The organism is Lysinibacillus sp. NPDC093216 (genome assembly GCF_050280325.1).
Classification (GTDB): domain Bacteria; phylum Bacillota; class Bacilli; order Bacillales_A; family Planococcaceae; genus Lysinibacillus.
The window spans coordinates 36679-60291 of record NZ_JBNNVB010000032.1 but is presented as its reverse complement, the minus strand read 5'-3'; the positions used below and the strand labels follow the sequence as shown (position 1 = coordinate 60291).

Sequence of the window (23613 nt, the reverse complement as noted above, 5' to 3'; positions counted from 1 at the left end):
TTGATGTCCAAAATTTTGTTTCGTTCACTAACTCAAGGTTAGCTACTAAAAACTTTATTGATTACGTTTTGCTTGTTCAGTTTTCAAGGTTCATTAATCTTTGTTTTAAGTGTCACCTCTTGGCGACTCACTAATAATATCAAGAATCTAAAACTATGTCAACACTTTCTCGAAAAAAATTAAAAGTTTTTTAAAATCTATTATTCTTCTTCTAAACCACTTTGTTCAGAAGATTAGTTAGCCTTAAATCAGCATTCATCTCACCACCTATAGAGGTAGGAGACTTCTGTAGCTGACGCTTTGCTTTCGCTACAAAAGACACTTGTAGCTGCCGTTTCACTTACCTTACATAAAACATTTGCTGAAAGAAGTGAAATCATTTCAAAGATATCAATTTTCTCGTACTTAGCTAGAGGTTGAAATCTTTGTTGATACTTTGGTTTTATCACCTAAATAATTTATCAATCGAATTAAAAATAAAAAAGGCGAACACCAATGTTAATGGGTTGCCTTTCAACTATTATAAATTTGTTATAATACGTGAAATATAGAAGGTACGATTTTTTCCTAAATCAAATATCTCCCCTGTGTGGCTTAATTTGATAAGTGGTCGAGTTGGTGCAAATTTATTTACAAACATCACTTCGCCTTGTTCCAGATTAGATAGTTCAACTATTGTTCCTAGAGGAAGGTCGGCAACAATATCTATCAGTGCACGAACTACTTTAATATCAAACTTCCCAAATTCAGATTCATTAATCATCTCTATGACTTTAAAGGAAGATTGCTTAGCTCTATACACTCGCTCACAAGTCATTGCATGGAATACATCTGCAACCGCGATAATTTGAGCAAAAGTAGAAATATTAGCGATTTTTTCCCCTTTCGGATAGCCACTACCGTTTAAACGCTCGTGGTGCTGGAAAATAGCCTCTTTCATTGTATCCTTTAAGATTGTTAAATCTTTGACCATATCGTAGCTATAAGTTGGATGCTTATAAATTTCATCAAACTCCTGCTCTGTTAAGGTTGTTTTTTTATCACGGATACGTGGATGAATTTTTGCCATTCCACAATCAGCTAATAACCCTCCAATTGCAACTTGAATTGTAATTCCTTTGTCATAGCCTAATTTTTGTGCAATCACCGAAGAAATCAATGCTGTTGCTACACAATGATGGTACAAATAGTCTTTTGGATTTGAATACTCATTTAATTCAAAAATGATGGTACGATCTTCTAAAACCATTTCTAATAATGGCAAAATAATTTTACGTGCTTTCGTAATATCTACCTTTGCACCAGCTTCCCAATTTTTAAATTCCTTTTTGAATTGCTCAATAGAATTGTCATAAATCTTTTTAAATGTTGGAATAGCCTCTATCGGAACAACTAATTCTGTTTCTTTTATCTCCGATCGAGCCTCTATACCATCTTTATAAACTGGGACTCTCGAAATATTAAAAGCGAAAAAAACTGGTAAATGTTCATGGGAAATTATCGTGTTTTTAAAAATTATTGGATATTGTGTATTAGCAAAAATATCTTCAGAAATTACTTTTCCAACGCGTAACTCTGAAATAGGGATATGTATAGTTTCCACGCAATTAACTCCTCTTCACTATTTCACTTGCTTAAATATAAGGTTAATTTTATTTTATCATGGAATTCAAAATAATTACTTATTTTTCATGATTTATACTAAAAAACCGATGAACGGCAACATTAGCTGTCGTCATCGGTCTTTTATTATTCTTCTACTTGATCATTTTCTTCATTAGATTCTTCATTAGATTCTTCTTCTTTTTCAACCTTCGCTACAGTTGCAACAAGCTCTTCATCGCTTAAACGAATTAAACGAACTCCCTGTGTACTACGACCAATTAATGAGATATCATTCACATCCATACGGATTAGCATACCGTTAATTGTGATCAGCATTAAATCTTCCGAGCCATCAACAGTTTTTACAGCTACCATTGGACCGTTTTTATCAGTGATTTGAATTGTTTTTAATCCAACACCACCACGACTCTGTAAACGATATTCCTCTTCAGAAGTACGTTTACCGTAACCTTTTGCTGTAACAACTAAAATTTCCTGCCCTGGTTCAACGATTTCCATACCAACTACTTCGTCACCATCACGTAGTTTAATACCTCGTACACCACCTGCAGTACGGCCCATTGAACGAATATCATCCTCTTGGAAACGTACAAGCATTCCATCACGAGTACCGATAATCACTTGTTTCTCGCCATCTGTTAAACGAACAGAAATAAGATCATCATCTTCTCGTAAACTTATAGCTATTAAGCCGTTTGTTCGGATATTAGCAAATTGAGATACTGGTGTACGCTTTGTAATACCTGTTTTAGTTGTGAAGATAAAGTATGCATCTTCATCAAATGAACCAACACGGATCATTGCTGTTACTTTCTCACCTTTATCAATATTGAGTAAGTTAACAATCGGTAATCCTTTCGCTGTACGGCCAAATTCCGGAATCTCATAACCTTTTGCTCTAAATACTTTCCCTTTAGAAGTGAAGAACAAAATTGTATCGTGTGTAGATGTATTCATAAGATGCTCTACAAAATCATCTTCATTTGTGCCCATACCTTGTACACCACGACCGCCACGTTTTTGACTGCGATATGTATTCGCAGCTAAACGTTTGACATAACCATTGTGCGTTAAAGTTACAACTGAATTTTCGACTGGGATTAAATCCTCGTCCTCAATCATTTCTAAACCGCCAGAAGTAATTTCAGTACGACGTTTATCGTTAAAGCGTTCTTTTAGTTCTACTATTTCAGTACGAATAATATCAACAATTTTAGCCTCATCCGCTAAAATTGCTTTTAATTCAGCAATTAAAATTTGAAGTTCTTGATATTCTGCTTCAATTTTTTCACGCTCTAATCCACTTAAACGAACTAAACGCATATCTAAAATTGCCTGCGCTTGACGTTCAGATAAATCAAATCGTTCCATTAATTGAGGTTTCGCTTCATCACCACTACGTGAACCACGAATAATAGCAATAATTTCATCGATATGATCAAGGGCAATACGTAAGCCCTCTAAAATATGTGCACGATCTTCCGCTTTTCTTAATTCAAATTCCGTACGACGACGAATAATAACCTTTTGGTGCTCTAAATAATGATACAGCATTTCTTTTAAGCCCATTACTTTAGGTTGACCATTTACTAATGACAGCATATTAATACCGAAGCTCGACTGCATGGCTGTTTGTTTATATAAATTATTTAAAACTACATTAGCATTTGCATCTTTACGAACTTCAATGACTACTCGCATACCACGTCGGTCAGATTCATCACGTAGGTTTGTAATACCATCAATTTTTTTATCGCGTACAAGCTCTGCTATTTTTTCAATAAGCTTAGCTTTATTTACTTGGTATGGTAATTCATGAATAAGAATTGTTTCTCTACCATTTGATTTTTGTTCAATCTCTACCTTTGCGCGAATAATGATCGAGCCACGACCTGTTTCGTAAGCACGGCGAATACCGCTACGACCTAAAATTAATCCACCAGTTGGGAAATCAGGTCCTGGGATGATTTCCATCAATTCTTCTGTTGTGATAGCTGGATTTTCTGAAAGTGCGATCACAGCATCTATCGTTTCACCAAGTTGATGTGGCGGAATATTTGTCGCCATACCAACCGCAATTCCTGCCGCTCCATTTACTAATAAGTTTGGATAGCGACTCGGAAGGACAATAGGTTCCTTTTCTGAACCATCATAGTTATCTGTATAGTCAATTGTGTCTTTATTAATATCACGAAGCATTTCCATCGCTATACGAGACATACGTGATTCCGTATAACGCATCGCTGCCGCTCCGTCGCCATCGACAGATCCGAAGTTACCATGACCATCGACTAGCATGTAACGATAGCTGAAATCTTGCGCCATTCGTACCATTGCATCATAGATGGATGAGTCACCATGTGGGTGGTATTTACCCATTACGTCCCCAACGATACGTGCTGATTTTTTGTACGCTTTATCTGCTGTATTCCCTAGCTCTTGCATGCCATATAAAATACGGCGATGTACAGGCTTTAATCCATCTCGTACGTCTGGTAATGCACGAGAAACGATTACACTCATCGCATAATCGAGGAAGGATGTTTCAATTTCTTTTGTTATATTAACTCCTTTAACACCGGAGCGTTCTTGTTCTGACAAAGTGTAGACCTCCTCTCAAGAAAAATTAAATATCTAAATTAGCGTATACTGCATTTTCTTCGATAAATTGACGACGAGGTTCAACTTCATCGCCCATCAAACGCTCAAATGCTTGGTTTGCTTTAATTGCATCATCTAATTCTACTTGTAACAATGTGCGGTGCTCAGGATCCATTGTAGTTTCCCAAAGCTGCTCTGCATTCATTTCCCCAAGACCTTTGTAGCGTTGCACATTTGGTTTTGGCATTTTTGGTAATCGTTCTAAAATTTCTTTTAATGTTTCTTCATCATAGCAATATTCAACATGCTTACCTTGCTTTACTTGATAAAGAGGTGGCTGTGCAATATAAATATAACCTGCCTCTACGAGTGGTCGAAGGAAACGGAAGAAGAATGTTAGTAGTAATGTGCGAATGTGGGCACCATCGACATCGGCATCTGTCATAATAACAATTTTATGATAACGAGCCTTTTCTAAAGTAAACTCTTCACCAATACCTGTGCCGAATGCTGTAATCATCGCACGAATTTCTGCGTTCGATAAAATTTTATCTAAACGCGCTTTTTCGACGTTTAGTATTTTACCACGTAATGGTAAAATCGCTTGGAAGTGTCGATCACGTCCAGATTTCGCAGATCCTCCGGCAGAGTCACCCTCAACGATATAAATTTCACATTCAGCTGGATTTGTTGATGAACAGTCAGCTAATTTACCTGGTAAACTTGATACTTCAAGTGCACTTTTACGACGTGTAAATTCACGTGCTTTTTTAGCAGCGACACGTGCACGAGCAGCCATTAAACCTTTTTCAACAACTTTACGAGCGACAGTTGGATTTTCTAACATAAATCGTTCAAAACCATCTGAGAATAAGGAGTTAGTAATTTGGCTAACTTCAGAGTTACCAAGCTTTGTTTTTGTTTGTCCTTCAAATTGTGGATCAGGGTGCTTAACTGAAACAATAGCTGTTAACCCTTCACGAACATCCTCACCAGTAAGGTTTGTATCTGATTCTTTTAATAGGCCATTTTTTCGTGCGTAATCATTAATAACACGTGTCAGAGCTGTTTTAAAACCAGACTCATGTGTACCGCCTTCATACGTATTAATGTTATTAGCAAATGAAAAGATATTTGAAGAGAATCCAGCATTATATTGCATAGCAATTTCAACTGAAATACCATCTTTTTCTCCAAGAACATCTATTGGATCATGGATTGGTTCTTTAGATTGATTCAAATGCTCAACATAAGAACGAATACCACCTTCATAATGATACGTAGTAGAACGTTCCTCGCCTTCGCGTTCATCAGCAATTGTAATCTTGATACCACGATTTAAATAAGCTAATTCACGAATACGATGTGCTAAAATATCATATTCATAAACAGTCGTTTCTTTAAATATTTCAGGGTCTGCTTTAAAACGTGTAGTTGTTCCATTATGATCTGAATCACCGATAACCGTTAGCTCTTGCGCAGTTCTCCCACGTTCAAATTTAATTTCATGAATATGACCCTCACGATGAACTTGAACGATCGTCTCAACTGATAGAGCATTTACAACAGATGCACCTACACCATGAAGACCGCCTGATACTTTGTATCCTCCACCGCCGAATTTACCGCCAGCATGGAGCACTGTCATAATAACCTCAACAGCAGGCTTACCCATTTTCTCTTGAATACTTACCGGAATACCACGACCATTGTCTTCTACACGAATCCAATTGTCTTTTTCTATTGTTACTTTTATATCTGTACAAAATCCTGCAAGAGCTTCATCAATACTATTATCAACAATTTCCCATACTAAATGGTGAAGCCCTTTAGAGCTTGTTGAACCGATATACATCCCTGGTCTTTTACGTACAGCTTCTAAACCTTCTAATACCTGTATCTGATCGGCTTCATAAGCTTGATTTTGTAAACCTTCATTCTCTATAGCCACGGCTTTCATCTACTCCTTCATAACATCATTGTGTGTAAATGAATGAACAGTCAACCGAGCTGACTATTACCATTCTTTTGTAATCTAAAAAACTCCCGGGCTAACTTTCTTCAATCGCTCCTTGTTTCACGTGAAACAGCTGTGCATGCTCCATCGTTTCATGGTGAATTCCATCAACACTTGTAGTCGTAACAAAGGTTTGAACTTCACCTTGAATGGTATTTAATAAATGCGATTGGCGATAATCGTCGAGTTCCGACAATACATCATCTAAAAGTAGTATGGGTGTTTCATTTGTTTCTTGTTTAATTAATTCGATTTCAGCAAGTTTTAATGAAAGAGCGGTTGTACGTTGCTGTCCTTGTGAACCATATGTCTGAACATCATAGTCATTTACTAAAAACTGCAAATCATCTCGATGTGGACCAACTAGTGTTACACCTCGATCAAATTCACGCGGCTTAGCTTCTATTAGCTTTTTATGCAAGAAGTTTTCAATTTCACTGGAAGTATGCTCTTTTTCAATACCAGCTACTGTGCGGTATTTAATAGCTAACGTTTCCTTCCCTTGTGAAATACCTGCGTGAATTGGCTCTGCCCACTCCTGCAATAAATCCATAAATTGAAATCTTTTTCGAATAATTTGGGTAGCTGCGTGAATATATTGTTCATTATAAACCTCGTACATCACGTCATCTGGCATAGCTTTACCTTGATTCATCTTTAAAAAGTGGTTACGTTGCTTTAAAACTTTTTGAAAGGTTAATAAATCATGTAAATAGACAGGCGAAATCTGCCCAATCTCCATATCAATAAAACGTCGTCGTATTTGCGGACTTCCCTTTACGACATTTAAATCTTCGGGTGCAAACATCACGACATTCATTTGGCCAATATAATGACTTAGGCGACTTTGTTCTATGTGATTTATCTTACCTTTTTTGCCTTTTTTCGTAATAGTAAGTTCAATTGGTAAAATACCATGCCTTTTTTGAATGGCCCCTTCTATTTTACCATAGTCTGAATCCCAACGTATTAATTCTTTATCGTTCGTTGTGCGGTGGGATTTAGCCATCGCCAATACGTAAATAGATTCCATAACATTAGTTTTCCCTTGAGCATTTTCACCAATGAAAACATTAATTTTTGGAGAGAAGTTTAAAGCTAAGGCATCATAGTTACGATAATTTGTAAGTTTTAATTGCTCTATATGCATAATCTACTGTCCAGCGGCACCAACGATACGAAATCGACCACATCCAGGAATATTTACAATGTCACCGTCACGTAATTTACGACCGCGGCGATCATCTATTTCTCCATTTACATATACATCATTTTCGTGTAAAAACCACTTGGCCATGCCACCAGAGCTAATGGCATCGGTTATTTTTAAAAGTTGTCCTAATGTGACAAACTCTACATCAATTTCAATGTCCTTCATAGCTGAGTTCCCCTCCAAATACAGATCGTCTATCTCTCTATCATACCTAAAAATTCGTCATAAGTAAAAAAAGATAGCCGCAATTAGCGACTATCAGTACATTTTTCAAAGTCCTTTGAGTTTGAAATTATGGAGTTTATTCTCTCCAACAAAAATTGTTTACTTCTTTCAACTGATTCCGGGCACAATTTGCCTTCGGTTTAATTGATTTTTTAATACGTACGTACAGGTAAAATCAATTGTAAAATAGCATCGTCATGAACAGAACGTAAAATAAATGGTCTCATTGCCCCTGTGAATTGAACGACTACCTCTTGACCATCAATTGCTTTTAATGCTTCCATCATGTATTTCGCACTGAAAGAAATTTTTAAGTTCTCCCCTTCTAATGACTCAACAGGAATTTCCTCTTGTACTTTACCGATTTCCGGAGAATTGGAAGAAACTTCAACAGCTTGATTATCTAAAATCTCAAAACGTACAACATTGTTACGATCGCCACGAGCAACAAGAGATGCACGATCGATTGCTTGTAATAATGATTTACCATTAATCGTTAGATTTGTTTGGTACTCTTCTGGAATTAAACGTGATGTATCTGGGTAGTTACCTTCAAGTAAACGAGAGAAGAATAAAACCTCTCCAGTTTTAAACAACACTTGCTGACTTGTTATAACAATTTGTACAAGATTTGTAGAATCCTCTAAAACTTTATTTAACTCATTTAAGCTTTTACCAGGAATTACAACACTATGTTCAACCTCAGGTAAATTTTCCAGTTGAACTTTACGTCTTGCCAAACGGTGGCTATCTGTTGCAACACAGATTAATGTTTCATTTTTTATCTGCCAGTTTACACCTGTCAACACTGGTCTACTTTCTGAAGTGGCAACAGCGAATACTGTTTCACGGATAATTGACTTTAATAGATCTGCAGGAATAGTAAATTTTTGATCCTCTGTTAATTCGGGTAGTAAAGGATATTCAGCAGCATCTGAGCCAATTAAGTGGAATTCAGATTTACCTGAACGAATATGAGTTTGGAAACCAATTGTTACTTGAATTTCAACCTCATTTGTTGGTAACTTACGTACAATTTCATTGAACATACGTGCTTGTACAACTATTGATCCTGTTTCTGTAATATGAATTATTTGTTGGCCATCTTCTTCAACTGGAATAAATGTTTGAATTGTAATATCAGCATCACTACCTGTTAAGCGAATACCCTCATCTGTTACATCAATTTTTATTCCCGTTAAAATCGGAATAGTCGTTTTTGAACTTACGGCTTTCATGACATCATTTAAACCCTCTAATAAACGGTCACGTAAAATATCAAATTTCATTCGTTTTCCCTCACATATTTATATTATTTATTTATATAAAATAAAAAAGATATAGTAATAGGCCCTGTGGATTTGTGGATAAGTACTTTCAAGTGAATAAAATCAGTCTATCCACATGTAGATAGACTGTGTATAAGTTTGTGTTTAAATGTTTGTGTTGTCCACAGCATTATTTTCCTAGCATGCTTCGAATTTGTTTAATATCTTGCTGTAGCTGAACGTCATTTTTCAACATAGAAGATATTTTTTCGTGCGCATGGATAACAGTAGTATGGTCACGTCCACCAAATTCTTCGCCAATTTTCGGCAGCGAAAAATCTGTTAATTCGCGAGATAAAAACATGGCGACTTGACGTGGGAAGGCAATTAACTTTGTACGTTTTTTAGCGACAAAATCCTCTAAACGAATGTTAAAATGCTCTCCTACTGCATTTTGAATGTCTAATATCGTGACAGTCCGTGGCTTTGAATTAGGGATAATATCCTTTAATGCTTCAGCAGCCAAAGTTGCATTAATATCCTTGTTAACAAGTGATGAATAGGCAACGACGCGAATAAGCGCACCTTCAAGCTCCCGAATATTGGAGTCAATCTGGTTCGCAATATAGAGCATGACTTCATTTGGCACTTCTAGGCCATCAGCCTTTGCTTTTTTTCGAAGAATGGCGATACGAGTTTCCAAATCAGGGGGCGCAATATCTGTAATTAGTCCCCATTCGAATCGAGAACGTAAACGATCTTCCAATGTCGGTATTTCCTTAGGAGGACGGTCACTGGAAATAACAATTTGTTTCGATTCTTCATGCAATGTATTAAAAGTATGGAAAAATTCTTCTTGAGTTGATTCTTTTCCAGCTAGAAATTGAATATCATCAATTAGCAGTACATCTACATTGCGATATTTATTGCGGAAATCAAGTGCCTTATTATCTCGAATTGAGTTAATAAATTCATTTGTAAATTTTTCAGATGATAAATATACCACCTTTGCATTTGGATTATGTTCAAGTACATAATGACCAATCGCATGCATTAAGTGTGTTTTGCCAAGCCCTACTCCCCCATAGATAAAAAATGGGTTATAAGCCTTCGCAGGCGCTTCTGCGACAGCTAGCGAGGCAGCATGTGCAAAGCGGTTACCAGAGCCAATAACAAACGTATCAAAAGTATATTTCGGGTTTAACATACCTGGTGAAATATCATGATGATCGTCATTTTTTGCTTGGATAATCGGCGCTGGTAAATCGAAATCGTCCGAATCCTGGTTTTTTTGAACAACAAACTTAATAAGCAAGTCTTCGCCTGTAAGCTCCGTTAATATACCTGTAATCAAATGAATATAATGATTTTCAAGCCAGTCTCGAGCAAACGAATTTGGCGCAGCAATTGTCACAGTAGAACCACTACCATTGTAGGAAAGTAGTTTAGTAGACTTTAGCCACGTTTCGAAGCTTGGTTTAGAAATTTTTTGTTCAACTTGAGCCAGGACATTATTCCATAGTTCTTCTAAATGTTCCAAGCTGCTAATCTCCTTTTCAGTTCAATACAATTAAAAGCGCATTTATAGAAACGGTAAATACGTTCATTTTACAACTAGTCCACAAACTCACAAGTTGTGGATAAAAGTTAACCAAAGGCTGTGATAAAAATTATCCACAGCATATCAACAGTTGTGGATAAAATAAAAGTTCATTTCAGTTTTCAACAAAGTGAAGCACAGATATCGTATCAGAAAAACAAAGCTATTTCAATAGTTTGCGAAACTTATCCACATACCTTCTATTTATGCACTACCTAGTTGTCCACAAGGTCTGCTTATGTGAAAAAGCTGTAGATAAATGTTGTGGATAAAAAAATATGCAAAAAATACTATACACAACTCTGTGTAAAAAAAACAAGTATTCTGTGGATAATTTATTTTTATTCAGTAGAAGATGATCGAAGTGAAATATAGACATAGATTTGCGTAAATATAGAAATTTATAAAATTCATTGACAAAATAACTAGTTACTTTATATAATATTCAAGTCTGTATGTTGAAAAATTCAACTCATCCAGGAGGTGTCTATATAAATGAAACGTACTTACCAACCAAAAAAACGTAAGCACAGCAAAGTTCACGGTTTCCGCGCACGTATGAGCACGAAAAACGGTCGCAAAGTTCTTGCTGCTCGCCGTCGTAAAGGAAGAAAAGTATTATCAGCATAAAATAAGTCCACTGAGACACATCAGTGGTCTTTTTTTTCTTTATTTTTGGTAAACCTAAAAATGAGGATCAAAGGATAATTATCGAGTAGCAGGTGAAAGTAATGAAAAAACGCCAACGAGTGAAGAAAAACGATGATTTTCAAAAGGTGTTTAAAAAGGGTAAATCTTTCGCTAATCGTCAGTTTGTCGTATATTTTTTAGAAAAAGAGGGACAAACGGAATTTCGTATAGGATTATCGGTTAGTAAAAAGCTTGGGAATGCAGTAACACGCAACCAGATCAAACGCTATATTCGACAAAGTATTCATGAATTAAAGGATGAACTAAAGCCGAATATGGACTATGTTATTATCGCCAGACAGCCGGCGGCCACAATGGATTTTCATGAAGTAAAACAAAGTTTGCAGCATGTACTACGAATCGCAAAAGTATTGAAGAAAGCCTAATATGGATGGCAACCAAAGTGGTGAAATAGAATAGTTTCGTTTCTGCGCGAAAGTGAATTCAATGGAAATACGCTTAGGGGTATTTTAGAAATGAATTTTCACTGCAATATATGAATTATTAGTAACATTACTTAGCAAATATGTGCCCATTGTTAGAATATTTAGTAGAGTGAAACGATATATGCATGATAAAATAACTGATAACTTTATTCAGTTGCAGGAAACTGTAAATGTATAAAGAAGAGAATGCATATAGTTTTAGAAAAAGTGAATAGTATTTGTAGGGGGAAAAAGGTTGAAGAAACAACTTTGGGTAATTTTGTCGCTAGCATCAGTAGCACTACTACTATCTGGTTGTACAGAATTTAAAGAACCAATCTCCAAAGAAAGCACAGGCTTCTGGAATGAATTTATTGTTTGGCCTTTAGTGTCAGTGATTAAATACTTTGCTGATTTACTTGGTTCATATGCATGGGGGATCATTATTGTAACAATTATCATTCGTTTAGCAATTCTCCCATTGATGATTAAACAAACAAAGAGCTCTAAAAAAATGCAAGAAATTCAGCCGAAATTGAAGGAATTGCAAAAGAAGTATGCTTCTAAGGATGCACAGACACAGCAACAGTATCAAAAAGAGATGATGAAGCTTATGGGTGAGTCTGGTGTCAATCCAGTTGCTGGATGTTTACCTGTATTCATTCAAATGCCAATTTTATTTGGTTTCTACCATGCGATTAGTCGTATGAATGCTACACCTGCTTTTGATTTAGGGAATTTCTTTATTTTCCCGTTAGCAGATCCTGCACCTGCATTAGCAATTATTGCTGGTTTAATGCAATTCCTAGTTTTACGTACGGGCCCAGCGATGGATAACCCTCAAATGAAAATAATGATGTACATTATGCCATTTATGATTATTGCTTTCGGTATGTCATTACCAGCAGCATTATCACTATACTGGGTAATCGGTAACATTATTTCGATTGCTCAAAACCTGTTTATTTACAAACCTTGGGAAAAAGATAAAACACAACCTGCTCAAAATGGAGGGGCTAAAAAGTGAAACAACTTACGCAAATAGGCGCAACAACACAAAAAGCGATCTCATTGGCGTTACAGAAACTTGGCAAAACCCGTGAACAAGTAGATGTTGAAGTTTTACAAGAAGGTAGAAAAGGATTTTTAGGTTTTGGAGCACGATCTGCAGAAGTTCGTGTAACAGTAAAGGAAGTACAGGTTCGACCAATAATTGAAGAAGAAAAAGCTGAACAGCAAAATACGACTCAATTTGTCGAACCAACAGTAATAGATGATGTTGAAACAATAAGTTCACAAGTTTCTGAACAACTAAGTGATATCGAAGCTGTTCAACAAGTCGTAGAGGTACAAAAAGAGGAAGAAGAATCCTCGGTAAACCCAATTGAAGATGCAAAGACTTATTTAGTAAATATTGCTGAACAATTGGATATTCATGATCTTGAAATTGAAACGACACGTGAAGGGAAATATGTCATATTTCAACTGAAAAGCGAGAAAGCTGCACTGCTTATAGGAAAACGTGGTCAAACATTAAATTCTTTGCAGCAATTAATACAACTTGTATTAAATAAAAGTGCCAAGCAGTTCTTAATGGTGAAATTAGACGTAGAAAACTATCGTGAACGTCGTCAAGTAGCTTTGGAGTTACTAGCAGATCGTATGGCGGATAAAGCACTTCGCTTAAATCAGCGTGTGACATTTGAGCCAATGCAGTCGTACGAGAGAAAAATTATTCATAATCAATTGGCAAATCGCCTTGATATTGAAACATACTCAGAAGGAACGGAGCCTAATCGTTATTTAGTCATTGAACCTGTAAAGAACGGCTAAACTTCGTAAAAAACATACAGACAAAAATAAAAAGTCATTTTATCTTCATGATAAAATGACTTTTTTATGTTGTTGAAATAATAAGATGGTCAAGGGAATCATTGTGAATGTTGTGGTTACTTCAGATGAGGGTGATTTCCGTTCCAGGCTACTCGCTTTGCCGCTGACGCTTCGCTTTCGCGCAGAGCAGAGCTTCCTGTGGGCGAGCGTCGAGCCGCTTCCTCCGCTGGCGTTGCTGTCGCTTCGCTTTCGCACGGAAAACATCCGCTACGTGCAGGGTCTCGCCTGTCTCGCTTTCCCACGGGAGTCGAATAGCCTTCCACTCCAATCAGCGATAGTGTAGAACTTTTATAAGTATCATTCAATTCAAAAGTGAACACTTACCATAAATAGAAAAGAAAAGACTTATAACAGTGACACAATTGTACACCAGTTATTGCTACCACTTCGCTTTCGCACAGACAAACATAGCTGAAGTTTTTGTTTTATCACTATAAATTTTGAGTGACATGCCAGAAGATATATGCCAAGTAGTTGATTGGAGTGGAGACTGAGCGACTCCTTGGGGCTCATCGGACGCCCCCAGGAAAGCGCTCAGTCGGAACGGAAATCAACCCCCCGTTTGCCGAAGAGCATACTTTATTCATTGGCAAAATAGTTTTTTTATGATCTAGAAAGAACATTCTAGCATTCGCAATTTTTGTCGAAATACGTGCTATAATGTAGAGCTTTCTGATTATCCACAATTGGAAATTATCCTTACTTTAGATTTTGCAAAAAATATGTTAGTCTAAGGTGTTAGTAAGTATTGGTCGGTTTTATTTATCCACATGTGGATAACGTTAAGGAGGTCATTAAATGGAGTTCGATACAATTGCTGCGATATCCACACCTATGGGTGAAGGAGCTATTGCTATTGTTCGTTTAAGTGGGGACGAAGCAGTCGCGATTGCAGATAAAATATTCAGATCGCCTGGTGGTAAAAGTTTAGCAACGAAGGCTTCACATACAATTCATTATGGACATTTGGTCGATCCAAAAACAAATGAGGTTGTAGAGGAAGTAATGCTGTCATTAATGCGCGGACCTAAAACATTCACTCGTGAGGATGTAATAGAAATTAACTGTCACGGGGGACTAGTTTCGGTGAACCGTGTATTAAAGCTAGCATTAACAAATGGAGCAAGACTCGCAGAGCCAGGTGAATTTACAAAACGCGCATTCTTAAATGGACGTATCGATTTATCACAGGCTGAGGCAGTCATGGATTTAATAAGAGCAAAAACTGATAGAGCGATGAATGTTGCGTTGGGACAAATGGATGGCAAATTATCGCGTTTAATTGGTGACTTACGCCAAGCATTACTAGAGACATTAGCACAAGTAGAGGTTAATATAGATTATCCGGAGTATGATGATGTAGAAGAGATGACAGTTCCCGTATTAGTAGAAAAATGTACATGGGTACGAAATGAAATTATTAAACTTTTGCAAACATCTTCTCAAGGGAAAATATTACGAGAGGGTCTATCAACTGTTATTTTAGGTCGCCCAAATGTTGGGAAATCTTCTCTTTTAAATAGTTTAGTACAGGAGAATAAGGCCATTGTGACAGATATAGCAGGTACAACTCGTGATATTATAGAAGAGTACGTGAATGTACGTGGTGTTCCGCTTCGTTTAGTCGATACAGCTGGTATTCGAGAGACAGAGGATATCGTCGAACGAATCGGTGTTGAACGTTCACGTGAGGCGTTACGTGGCGCAGATTTAATTTTATTTGTTTTAAACTACGCAGAGGAATTGACTGTCGAGGATGAGCGTCTATTCGAAACAATTCAAGCGATGGATTACATCGTTATTGTCAATAAAACAGATCTACCGCAAAAAATTGATGTAGCTCGTGTCAAAGAGCTAGCAGGCAATCATCGCGTTGTGACAACTTCTCTTTTACAGGAAGAGGGCATCGCAGAGCTAGAGGAAGCGATTGCTGCGCTATTCTTTGAAGGGCAAATTGAAGCGGGCGATTTAACATATGTTTCAAATGCAAGACATATTGCATTACTTCATCAAGCACAAGCAACGGTCGAGGATGCATTAGCTGGAGCACAAGCTGGTGTACCTGTTGATATGGTGCAAATAGATGTTACTAGAACTTGGGAAATACTTGGGGAAATTATTGGCGACACAGTACAAGAAAGCCTAATCAATCAGTTATTTTCACAGTTCTGTTTAGGAAAATAATTTTACTAAAGAAAGGAAGATACGAGCTATGCCAACAAATTATGAGGCAGGCACGTTTGATGTTATCGTAATTGGCGCAGGTCACGCAGGTTCTGAAGCTGCACACGCTGCTGCCAAAATGGGTGCTAACACACTGATGTTAACAATCAATTTAGATATGATTGCATTTATGCCATGCAATCCTTCCATTGGTGGTCCTGCCAAAGGAATTGTAGTACGAGAAATTGACGCATTAGGTGGCGTCATGGGGAAAGTTATTGATAAAACGCATATTCAAATGCGGATGTTAAATACAGGGAAAGGTCCTGCTGTGCGTGCATTACGTGCACAAGCGGACAAAGTTTTATACCAACAAGAAATGAAACGTGTGTTGGAGGAAACTGAGAATTTGACAATTCAGCAAGGAATGGTGGAAGAGCTAATAATTGAAGACGGGGAAGTACAAGGTGTTATTACACAAATTGGTGCTATTTACCGCGCTAAAACAGTTGTTATCACAACAGGTACATTCCTTCGTGGTGAAATCATTATTGGTGACGTAAAATATTCAAGTGGTCCTAATAACCAACAACCGTCAATTCGTTTAGCTGATAACTTAAAAGAGCTTGGTTTTGACCTTGTGCGTTTTAAAACAGGTACACCACCACGAGTGAATAACCGTACGATTGATTATGATAAAACAGAGATTCAACCAGGAGATGATGTTCCACGTGCATTCAGCTTTGAAACAACTGAATTCATCACGGATCAGCTTCCTTGTTGGTTAACTTATACAAGCCTAGAAACACATGAAATTATCGAGGCAAACTTACATCTTTCACCGATGTACTCAGGGATGATTAAAGGTACGGGTCCACGTTATTGCCCTTCTATTGAAGACAAGGTTGTGCGATTTAACGATAAACCGCGCCACCAAATTTTCTTAGAGCCAGAAGGTCGCAATACACGTGAAGTATATGTACAAGGTTTATCGACTAGCTTACCAGAGCATGTACAAACACGTTTACTAAAATCAATTCCGGGCTTAGAAAAAGCAGAAATGATGCGTGCTGGCTATGCTATTGAATACGATGCAATCGTGCCAACACAATTGTGGCCAACTTTAGAAACAAAACGTATTAAAGGGTTGTATACTGCTGGTCAAATCAACGGAACATCAGGTTACGAGGAAGCGGCTGCTCAAGGCTTAATGGCTGGGATAAATGCTGCTGCTAATGTGCTTGAAAAACAAGAATTAATTTTAAGTCGTTCAGATGCTTATATTGGCGTATTAATTGATGATTTAGTAACAAAAGGAACAAATGAACCGTATCGCTTACTAACATCTCGTGCAGAATATCGTTTACTACTTCGTCATGATAACGCTGACTTACGTTTGGTAGAGCTAGGTTATAATATGGGAATGATTACTGAAGAAAGATATGCAACATTCAATGAGAAAAAAGAGCTGATTGAAAACGAAATTGCACGTCTCCGTGAAGTGATTATTAAACCAAATGAAGCAACACAAGCTACTATTCGCTCTGTAGGTGGTAGTGAGCTAAAAGATGGTATCCGTGGAGCAGATTTATTAAAACGTACAGAAATGCATTATGAGTTAGTTTCTTCGTTAATTCCAGCAGACATAGAGTTTTCGGATGAAGTGAAGGAACAAATTGAAATTCAGCTTAAGTATGAAGGTTATATTGAAAAAGCATTGCAACAAGTTGAGAAGCTTCATAAAATGGAAAATAAAAAAATTCCTGAAAATATCGATTATGACGCTATTTCAGGTCTAGCAACAGAAGCTCGACAAAAATTAAAACAAGTTACACCACTTTCCATTGCCCAAGCATCGCGAATCTCTGGTGTAAACCCAGCAGATATTTCAATATTACTTGTTTATATTGAGCAAGGTAAAATTGCCCGCGTCAGCGGCGAATAATGAACAACAGTAAAGTGAATAAGAGGCGGGCATACCTTTGTGCCCGCTTCCTATTTTTAAGGCTAATCTTATTTTTATATAGTAGTTGATTTGTAAATGTGAACGAATACATGCTTACAAATCAATAATAGGGATAGTAAAGCCAGTTAGAAAAAGGAGACTTTACATGAACGAACAACAATTTATCGAGGCTCTGAAGAAAAAGGGCATTGAACTTTCTGAAAAGCAGATTGCTCAATTTAAAAAATACTTTGAGTTACTTGTTGAGTGGAATGAAAAGATGAACTTAACTGCTATTACGGATTTAGAAGGTGTTTATTTAAAGCATTTTTATGATTCGATTAGTGCCTCTTTCTATTTTGATTTTTCAAAAGTGACGACAGTTTGTGATGTTGGAGCAGGTGCTGGTTTTCCAAGTATTCCAATTAAAATCTGTTTCCCACATTTACATGTAACAATTGTCGATTCTTTAAATAAAAGAATTACATTTTTAAATCATTTAAGTGATGAGTTACAATTAGATAATATGAATTTCGTACATGCCCGTGCAGAGGAATTTGCACAAAATGCGAAATATCGTGAACAGTTTGATGTTGTAACAGCTCGTGCAGTAGCCCGATTATCGGTCTTATCGGAGTTATGTGTACCACTAGCAAAGCAAGGTGGCTATTTTGTTGCTTTAAAAGCAGCAGCTGGTGCGGAAGAATTAAAAGATGCAAAAAAAGCATTGGCCACATTAGGGGTTACGCTAAAAGAAGAATTTTCTTTCCTACTACCTGTTGAAGAAAGTGACCGCATGTTATATATCTTTGATAAAATAAAAGGAACACCGAAAAAATATCCGCGTAAACCAGGTGTACCAAATAAAACACCAATTCAATAATTAGTGTTTCATGTGAAACTTCTCAAAGTAGAAAATATTTTTTCTATTTTGAGCATACATACTAGTTATGGATGGTTCACGCAAATGACATCTACGAACTATATACATTTTAAGAAATATAATAAATAATAATAGAATGAAACAGAGCAAGATAGTTACTTAAAGGTGGTGCCACTTGGATGAAAAGTCCTTTTTCACGTTTTTTTGGAGGCGGAAATAAAACTGAGCCTATTGTGAAAAATGAAGTAGAACAAGCAGAGACGGTTCATGCAGCAGAAGAAGTTATAAAGCTGCCTATTGATCAAATTGTGCCTAACCGTTTTCAGCCACGTACTATTTTTGATGATGAAAAAATTGAAGAATTATCAAGAACCATTCATACACATGGTGTAATTCAGCCAATTGTTGTACGTAAAACAGCAGAAAATCAATATGAAATCATTGCTGGTGAGCGTCGCTATCGAGCAATGAAAAAGCTACAATGGACAGAAGTCCCGGCAATCATTAGAAATTTAACTGATAAGGAAACAGCTTCTATCGCGTTAATCGAGAACCTACAGCGTGAGGAGTTAACAGCAATTGAAGAAGCTGTTGCCTATCAAAAATTATTAGAGCTTCATGAGCTGACACAAGAAGCTCTTGCCCAACGACTTGGAAAAGGACAATCCACGGTAGCCAATAAATTACGTTTACTAAAGCTGCCTGAAGAAGTGCAGCAAGCTATTTTGAAGCGTGAAATCTCTGAACGACATGCACGTGCATTAATTGCAATTAAAGATCGGTCGTTACAGCTAGAAGTTTTACAACAAACGATTGAAAATGATTGGAATGTTCGTCAGTTAGAAGAACAAATTTATTCTTTATTACATCCGGAGGCAGAAGTTCAAGAAGAAGCGGAGCCAAAGAAAGTAAAGCCGAAACGTAAGGCCATTAGTAAAGACGTACGCATTGCCTTAAATACGATTAAACAATCGTTATCTATGGTAACAAAGAGCGGTATAACAGTTAAGACTGAAGAAGAAGACACAGAGGAATATTATCAAATTACAGTGAAAATACCTAAAAAGAAAAAGTCTTAAGTCGTAATTGAAATTATATTAGAAAAATAAAGAATTGACTTTCATAACATCATCAAAGTTGAGGATGACATTTGTATAACGTATACCAGGTATATAAGTTGATAGGAGCGGGAGTTGGAAGGCCCAGGAAGCTTTGCTCTACGCGAAAGCAAAGCGACAGCAACAAATGTTTACTGTGCGAAAGCAAAGCGACAGCAACAAATGTTTACTGTGCGAAAGCGAAGCGACAGCAACAAATGTTTACTGTGCGAAAGCGAAGCGACAGCAACAAAGCGCCCAGCCGGAACGGAAATCAACGCTACGTTATGATGATGAGCCACTTTTATAGCTCTTTACTATGGAGGCATCTCAGTAATATTTCTGAGATGTCTCCTTTTTTGCATATATTCTTAATATTTTATACAACTATTTTCTGTTTTTTTGATAGAATGAAAGTAAGATAGAGATATTTAACTTCTTTCAGCAAGTGTTTTTTGTAACGAAAGTGAAACGGCAGTTACAAGTGTTTTTTGTACCGAAAGCGTAGCGACAGGTACAGAAGTCTCTCACCTCTATAAGTGGTAATATGAATGCGGGTTTAAGTTACTTTTCAGCGGGTGTCCAAACATCCGCTGAAATAGGGGAGCTCAGTCTAAGAACGCCACGTCCTGTGGCAATTTATCTGTGCGAAAGCGAAGCGACAGCAACACGGTTTTATCTGTGCGAAAGCGAAGCGACAGCAACAACACACGACTGAGTAACCAACTTCGTGCTGCTGACGCTACGTTAGCACTACGCTTTCGCGCAAAAAACATCTGTTGGCCTAAAGCCTCCGGCGGATGTCACGGATTCGGAAAGGAGTGCTTAGAGGATGTTAGCCTAAAACCATCGCATCCATGCGATAACGGCTAACTGACCTACATCGTGCAGGCCTAAGCACAAAGCCGAATCCGGACACAATTATGCCGAGGCATAATTGATCAGTGATTTTACAAATGATTTATCAAAGTGAACTTTGATAGATGAAAGCAGGTGCTTTTAAATGGGTAGAATTATAGCAATCGCCAATCAAAAGGGTGGCGTAGGAAAAACAACGACATCGGTCAATTTGAGCGCTTGTCTAGCATACTTAGGGAAGAAAGTGCTCTTAATCGATACTGATCCACAAGGAAATACAACAAGTGGACTTGGTGTTAATAAAGGAGAACTTCAAGGCTGCATTTATGATGTATTAATTGATGATGAAAACGTTGAAAATGTCATTCAACAAACAAATGTCGAAAACTTAGCAATCGTTCCAGCAACCATTTCACTAGCAGGAGCAGAAATTGAATTAGTTTCAACAATTTCCAGAGAAGTACGTTTAAAGCACGCACTTCAAGATGTAAAAGAAAACTATGATTATATTATTATTGATTGCCCGCCTTCGTTAGGGCTACTAACAATTAATGCTTTAACTGCTTCGGATGCGCTTATTATTCCTGTACAATGCGAATATTACGCATTAGAGGGGTTAAGTCAGTTGTTATCAACTGTCCGTTTAGTGCAAAAACATTTAAATCAGCAATTATACATTGACGGTGTATTGTTGACGATGCTTGATGCTAGAACAAACCTAGGCTTACAAGTTATTGATGAAGTGAAAAAGTATTTCCAGGATAAAGTATACAAAACAATTATTCCTCGTAATGTGCGATTAAGTGAGGCTCCAAGTCATGGGCAGCCGATTATCATTTATGATGCAAAATCAAGAGGTGCAGAAGTGTATTTAGAGATGGCGAGGGAAGTGATTAAAAATGGCTAAAGGTTTAGGAAGAGGCATAGGAGCATTATTTCCTGGAGAGTCTATAGAACAAAGTGGGCAAGTGGAAGAAATACAATTAGAGCTTATCGCCGCGAACCCATTTCAGCCTCGTAAAATTTTTGATGAAGAAACTTTACAAGAATTAGCTGACTCTATACAGGAACATGGTATTTTACAGCCAATTGCTGTACGTAAAAAAGGGCGTAAATATGAAATCGTTGCTGGAGAACGCCGTTATAGAGCGACTCAATTAGCAGGTTTAGAGGCTATTCCAGCTATTATAAAAGAGCTATCAGATGCGCAAATGATGGAACTAGCTATTTTAGAAAATCTACAGCGTGAAGATTTGACAGTTATTGAAGAGGCTGAGGCATATCAAAGCTTAATGGAAAGCTTACATTTAACACAGGAGGAGCTATCCAAAAGATTAGGGAAAAGTAGACCGCATATTGCCAATCATGTTCGTTTACTTGCATTACCAGAGGATGTTCGTGAGTTTATGAATGATGGAACACTATCGATGGGGCAAGGACGAGCGTTACTTGGATTGAAAAATAAAAGAAGAATATCAGAAGTGGCAAATAAGGTCATTAAACAAGGGTTAAACGTACGGCAAGTTGAAATGTTAGTACACAATTTGAATGAAGAAGTTTCACGTGAAACAACTCAAATAAAGAAAAAAGATATATTCGTGGCAGCAAAGGAATCACAGTTACGTGATTACTTTGGAACAAATGTACAAATTAGGAAAGCTAATAATAAAGGGAAAATTGAAATTGAATTTTACTCTGAAGATGATTTAGAACGTATTTTAGAAATATTAAATTTACAGGAAGAGGAAGATTAAGAGAAATATCGATAACGTGATCAGAGCGCCGAACTACAAGGCGCTCTCTATTTTTCTAGAGAGAAGGAAGGTTGGGACGTGGTATTACTAGGGGCATTAATTAACGCTTTGCTTATTATGGTAGGTGCAGTAATAGGACGTATTTTCAAAAATATTCCTGAATCGATGAAATCTACTGTATTATCGATTATTGGTTTAGCAGTTGCACTTTTAGGGATTAAAATGGGCTTTGAAAGTGATAATTTTATTATTTTAATGATTAGTTTAGTGGTAGGTACAGTAATTGGTGAGTGGTTAGATTTAGATAAGCAAATGAATAGACTTGGAAAATGGGTAGAATCTTTATTTAGTAAAAATCGCACTGATAATAATCAAATTGGCATAGCAGAAGGTTTTGTAACGGCATCTTTAATATTTGTAGTTGGCTCCATGGGCGTCATTGGTGCACTCGATAGTGGTCTGCGTAGCGATCATAATATACTTATTACGAAAGGATTAATCGATGGATTTATATCGATAATCTTAACATCTACATTAGGTATTGGAGTGCTATTATCTGCAGTACCTGTATTCGTCTATCAAGGATTAATTGCACTTTTTGCAGGTGTTATCAGCTCTTTTATACCAGATGCAGCACTACAAATGTTTATTCAAGAAATGACTGCTGTAGGTGGTGTTATGATTTTTGCCATTGGTTTAAATATAGCAGGCTTAACTAAGATCAAGGCTGCTAACTTGTTGCCAGGTCTCATCATTGTCGGCATTGTGGTTGCTATCTTCTATATTTTTCAGTGAGTAACGATGTGCAGCGAGCAATAGAGCTCTTGAAAGTTTTTCCGCCATTGCATAAGAAATATGAAGTCTTGTATTTTGTAAAACAAGCATTTCCATAAAGCCTCCAACATTGACTATTCCTTTAATGGAAATATCGCCGATGGGAGGTAATTCTTTTTTTACAGCTTTTCCCGGAAAAATAGGTCCATTCTGTACAGAAATATGTCCAACGTTTTGTTCACTTCCAAGACATGCATCAATCGCAATAATGAATGGTTTTATAGTATGATTGTGTAGCTGTTGCATAGTAGTGTCTAAATTAAGAGCATGCAAAGGATTGTCTAAAGAGCCTACAATTTCATATGGAAAACTAACAGACTTTTTTAAGAAGCTACCTGTTAATGGCCCAAGTGTATCACCTGTACAACGGTCACTTCCAATACAACAGAAAATAAGGCGTTCATGATGAAAGGGTATATGTTCTAAAAATAATGTACTCAACTGCCAAACGATATTTTTACTTTCATGATGAAGAGAATAAGGGAGTAACAATTTTGGTATAGTATTCATAAAAAAACTCA

The 23613-nt window shown here is 37.0% G+C and carries 20 protein-coding genes; 12 read left to right on the top strand and 8 right to left on the bottom strand.

Annotation, left to right across the window (positions count from 1 at the left end; translation table 11 throughout):
* Positions 1-520: 520 nt before the first annotated feature.
* The 7 genes from ACQKOG_RS23740 to dnaA form a co-directional block, all read right to left on the bottom strand.
* On the bottom strand, positions 521-1603 hold the full coding sequence (locus ACQKOG_RS23740) for an HD-GYP domain-containing protein (RefSeq protein WP_402869868.1): 1083 nt from the start codon (positions 1601-1603) through the stop codon (positions 521-523).
* Between the two features lie 146 nt (positions 1604-1749).
* Positions 1750-4227 (bottom strand): DNA gyrase subunit A, encoded by a 2478-nt coding sequence (gyrA, locus tag ACQKOG_RS23735; RefSeq protein WP_370077961.1) that lies wholly within the window; start codon positions 4225-4227, stop codon positions 1750-1752.
* Between the two features lie 25 nt (positions 4228-4252).
* A complete protein-coding gene (gene gyrB, locus ACQKOG_RS23730) occupies positions 4253-6187 on the bottom strand; it encodes a DNA topoisomerase (ATP-hydrolyzing) subunit B (RefSeq protein WP_370077959.1) in 1935 nt (644 codons plus the stop codon).
* 91 nt (positions 6188-6278) lie between these two features.
* Positions 6279-7394, bottom strand: a complete 1116-nt coding sequence (recF, locus tag ACQKOG_RS23725) for a DNA replication/repair protein RecF (RefSeq protein WP_402869872.1) — start codon at positions 7392-7394, stop codon at positions 6279-6281.
* A 3-nt stretch (positions 7395-7397) separates the two neighbouring features.
* Positions 7398-7622, bottom strand: a complete 225-nt coding sequence (gene yaaA / locus ACQKOG_RS23720; protein WP_370077955.1) for a S4 domain-containing protein YaaA — start codon at positions 7620-7622, stop codon at positions 7398-7400.
* A gap of 212 nt (positions 7623-7834) precedes the next feature.
* Positions 7835-8971 carry a DNA polymerase III subunit beta gene (dnaN, locus tag ACQKOG_RS23715; RefSeq protein WP_370077953.1) on the bottom strand — a complete coding sequence of 379 codons (1137 nt, stop codon included), beginning with the start codon at positions 8969-8971 and terminating at the stop codon, positions 7835-7837.
* Positions 8972-9140: 169 nt separating this feature from the next.
* Entirely contained in the window at positions 9141-10490 is a 1350-nt protein-coding gene (dnaA, locus tag ACQKOG_RS23710) for a chromosomal replication initiator protein DnaA (RefSeq protein ID WP_142510017.1), read from the bottom strand.
* 555 nt (positions 10491-11045) lie between these two features.
* Between dnaA and rpmH the strand changes: the two genes are divergently transcribed.
* From rpmH to ACQKOG_RS23650, 12 genes are all read left to right on the top strand, one after another.
* Positions 11046-11180 (top strand): 50S ribosomal protein L34, encoded by a 135-nt coding sequence (gene rpmH / locus ACQKOG_RS23705; protein WP_004233310.1) that lies wholly within the window; start codon positions 11046-11048, stop codon positions 11178-11180.
* Between the two features lie 101 nt (positions 11181-11281).
* Entirely contained in the window at positions 11282-11626 is a 345-nt protein-coding gene (gene rnpA / locus ACQKOG_RS23700; RefSeq protein WP_370077951.1) for a ribonuclease P protein component, read from the top strand.
* Between the two features lie 295 nt (positions 11627-11921).
* Positions 11922-12692 (top strand): membrane protein insertase YidC, encoded by a 771-nt coding sequence (gene yidC / locus ACQKOG_RS23695; RefSeq protein WP_427448377.1) that lies wholly within the window; start codon positions 11922-11924, stop codon positions 12690-12692.
* Positions 12689-13498: an RNA-binding cell elongation regulator Jag/EloR gene (gene jag, locus ACQKOG_RS23690; protein WP_370077947.1), complete on the top strand. Its 810-nt coding sequence runs from the start codon at positions 12689-12691 to the stop codon at positions 13496-13498. The genes yidC and jag overlap by 4 nt, the downstream gene beginning before the upstream one ends.
* Before the next feature lie 858 nt (positions 13499-14356).
* Positions 14357-15742, top strand: coding sequence for a tRNA uridine-5-carboxymethylaminomethyl(34) synthesis GTPase MnmE (mnmE, locus tag ACQKOG_RS23685; protein ID WP_370077945.1), 1386 nt, complete (start codon positions 14357-14359; stop codon positions 15740-15742).
* Positions 15743-15770: 28 nt separating this feature from the next.
* Complete coding sequence (gene mnmG / locus ACQKOG_RS23680; protein WP_370077943.1) at positions 15771-17666, top strand: tRNA uridine-5-carboxymethylaminomethyl(34) synthesis enzyme MnmG; 1896 nt, start codon at positions 15771-15773, stop codon at positions 17664-17666.
* A gap of 166 nt (positions 17667-17832) precedes the next feature.
* Positions 17833-18549 (top strand): 16S rRNA (guanine(527)-N(7))-methyltransferase RsmG, encoded by a 717-nt coding sequence (gene rsmG / locus ACQKOG_RS23675; RefSeq protein ID WP_402869879.1) that lies wholly within the window; start codon positions 17833-17835, stop codon positions 18547-18549.
* Between the two features lie 179 nt (positions 18550-18728).
* The gene (noc, locus tag ACQKOG_RS23670) at positions 18729-19628 is read left to right on the top strand and encodes a nucleoid occlusion protein (protein ID WP_370077939.1); all 900 of its coding nucleotides are present in this window, start codon (positions 18729-18731) and stop codon (positions 19626-19628) included.
* A 133-nt stretch (positions 19629-19761) separates the two neighbouring features.
* Positions 19762-19956 (top strand): hypothetical protein, encoded by a 195-nt coding sequence (locus ACQKOG_RS23665; protein WP_427448376.1) that lies wholly within the window; start codon positions 19762-19764, stop codon positions 19954-19956.
* Positions 19957-20649: 693 nt separating this feature from the next.
* A complete protein-coding gene (locus ACQKOG_RS23660) occupies positions 20650-21411 on the top strand; it encodes a ParA family protein (protein WP_142510024.1) in 762 nt (253 codons plus the stop codon).
* A complete protein-coding gene (locus ACQKOG_RS23655; RefSeq protein ID WP_427448375.1) occupies positions 21404-22258 on the top strand; it encodes a ParB/RepB/Spo0J family partition protein in 855 nt (284 codons plus the stop codon). The genes ACQKOG_RS23660 and ACQKOG_RS23655 overlap by 8 nt, the downstream gene beginning before the upstream one ends.
* A 78-nt stretch (positions 22259-22336) precedes the next feature.
* Positions 22337-23053, top strand: coding sequence for a DUF554 domain-containing protein (locus tag ACQKOG_RS23650; RefSeq protein WP_427448374.1), 717 nt, complete (start codon positions 22337-22339; stop codon positions 23051-23053).
* Here the strand turns inward: ACQKOG_RS23650 and yyaC are convergent.
* Complete coding sequence (gene yyaC / locus ACQKOG_RS23645; RefSeq protein ID WP_370077931.1) at positions 22970-23602, bottom strand: spore protease YyaC; 633 nt, start codon at positions 23600-23602, stop codon at positions 22970-22972. The two genes, ACQKOG_RS23650 and yyaC, sit on opposite strands and share 84 nt — an antisense overlap.
* Positions 23603-23613: the final 11 nt, after the last annotated feature.

Bases quoted from the DNA above. Each gene is read 5' to 3' on its own strand.
- gyrB (WP_370077959.1), bottom strand. From the start codon at position 6,187: ATGAAAGCCGTGGCTATAGAGAATGAAGGTTTACAAAATCAAGCTTAT.
- recF (WP_402869872.1), bottom strand. From the start codon at position 7,394: ATGCATATAGAGCAATTAAAACTTACAAATTATCGTAACTATGATGCC.
- yaaA (WP_370077955.1), bottom strand. From the start codon at position 7,622: ATGAAGGACATTGAAATTGATGTAGAGTTTGTCACATTAGGACAACTT.
- dnaN (WP_370077953.1), bottom strand. From the start codon at position 8,971: ATGAAATTTGATATTTTACGTGACCGTTTATTAGAGGGTTTAAATGAT.
- rpmH (WP_004233310.1), top strand. From the start codon at position 11,046: ATGAAACGTACTTACCAACCAAAAAAACGTAAGCACAGCAAAGTTCAC.
- rnpA (WP_370077951.1), top strand. From the start codon at position 11,282: ATGAAAAAACGCCAACGAGTGAAGAAAAACGATGATTTTCAAAAGGTG.
- mnmE (WP_370077945.1), top strand. From the start codon at position 14,357: ATGGAGTTCGATACAATTGCTGCGATATCCACACCTATGGGTGAAGGA.
- mnmG (WP_370077943.1), top strand. From the start codon at position 15,771: ATGCCAACAAATTATGAGGCAGGCACGTTTGATGTTATCGTAATTGGC.
- rsmG (WP_402869879.1), top strand. From the start codon at position 17,833: ATGAACGAACAACAATTTATCGAGGCTCTGAAGAAAAAGGGCATTGAA.
- noc (WP_370077939.1), top strand. From the start codon at position 18,729: ATGAAAAGTCCTTTTTCACGTTTTTTTGGAGGCGGAAATAAAACTGAG.
- ACQKOG_RS23660 (WP_142510024.1), top strand. From the start codon at position 20,650: ATGGGTAGAATTATAGCAATCGCCAATCAAAAGGGTGGCGTAGGAAAA.
- ACQKOG_RS23655 (WP_427448375.1), top strand. From the start codon at position 21,404: ATGGCTAAAGGTTTAGGAAGAGGCATAGGAGCATTATTTCCTGGAGAG.
- yyaC (WP_370077931.1), bottom strand. From the start codon at position 23,602: ATGAATACTATACCAAAATTGTTACTCCCTTATTCTCTTCATCATGAA.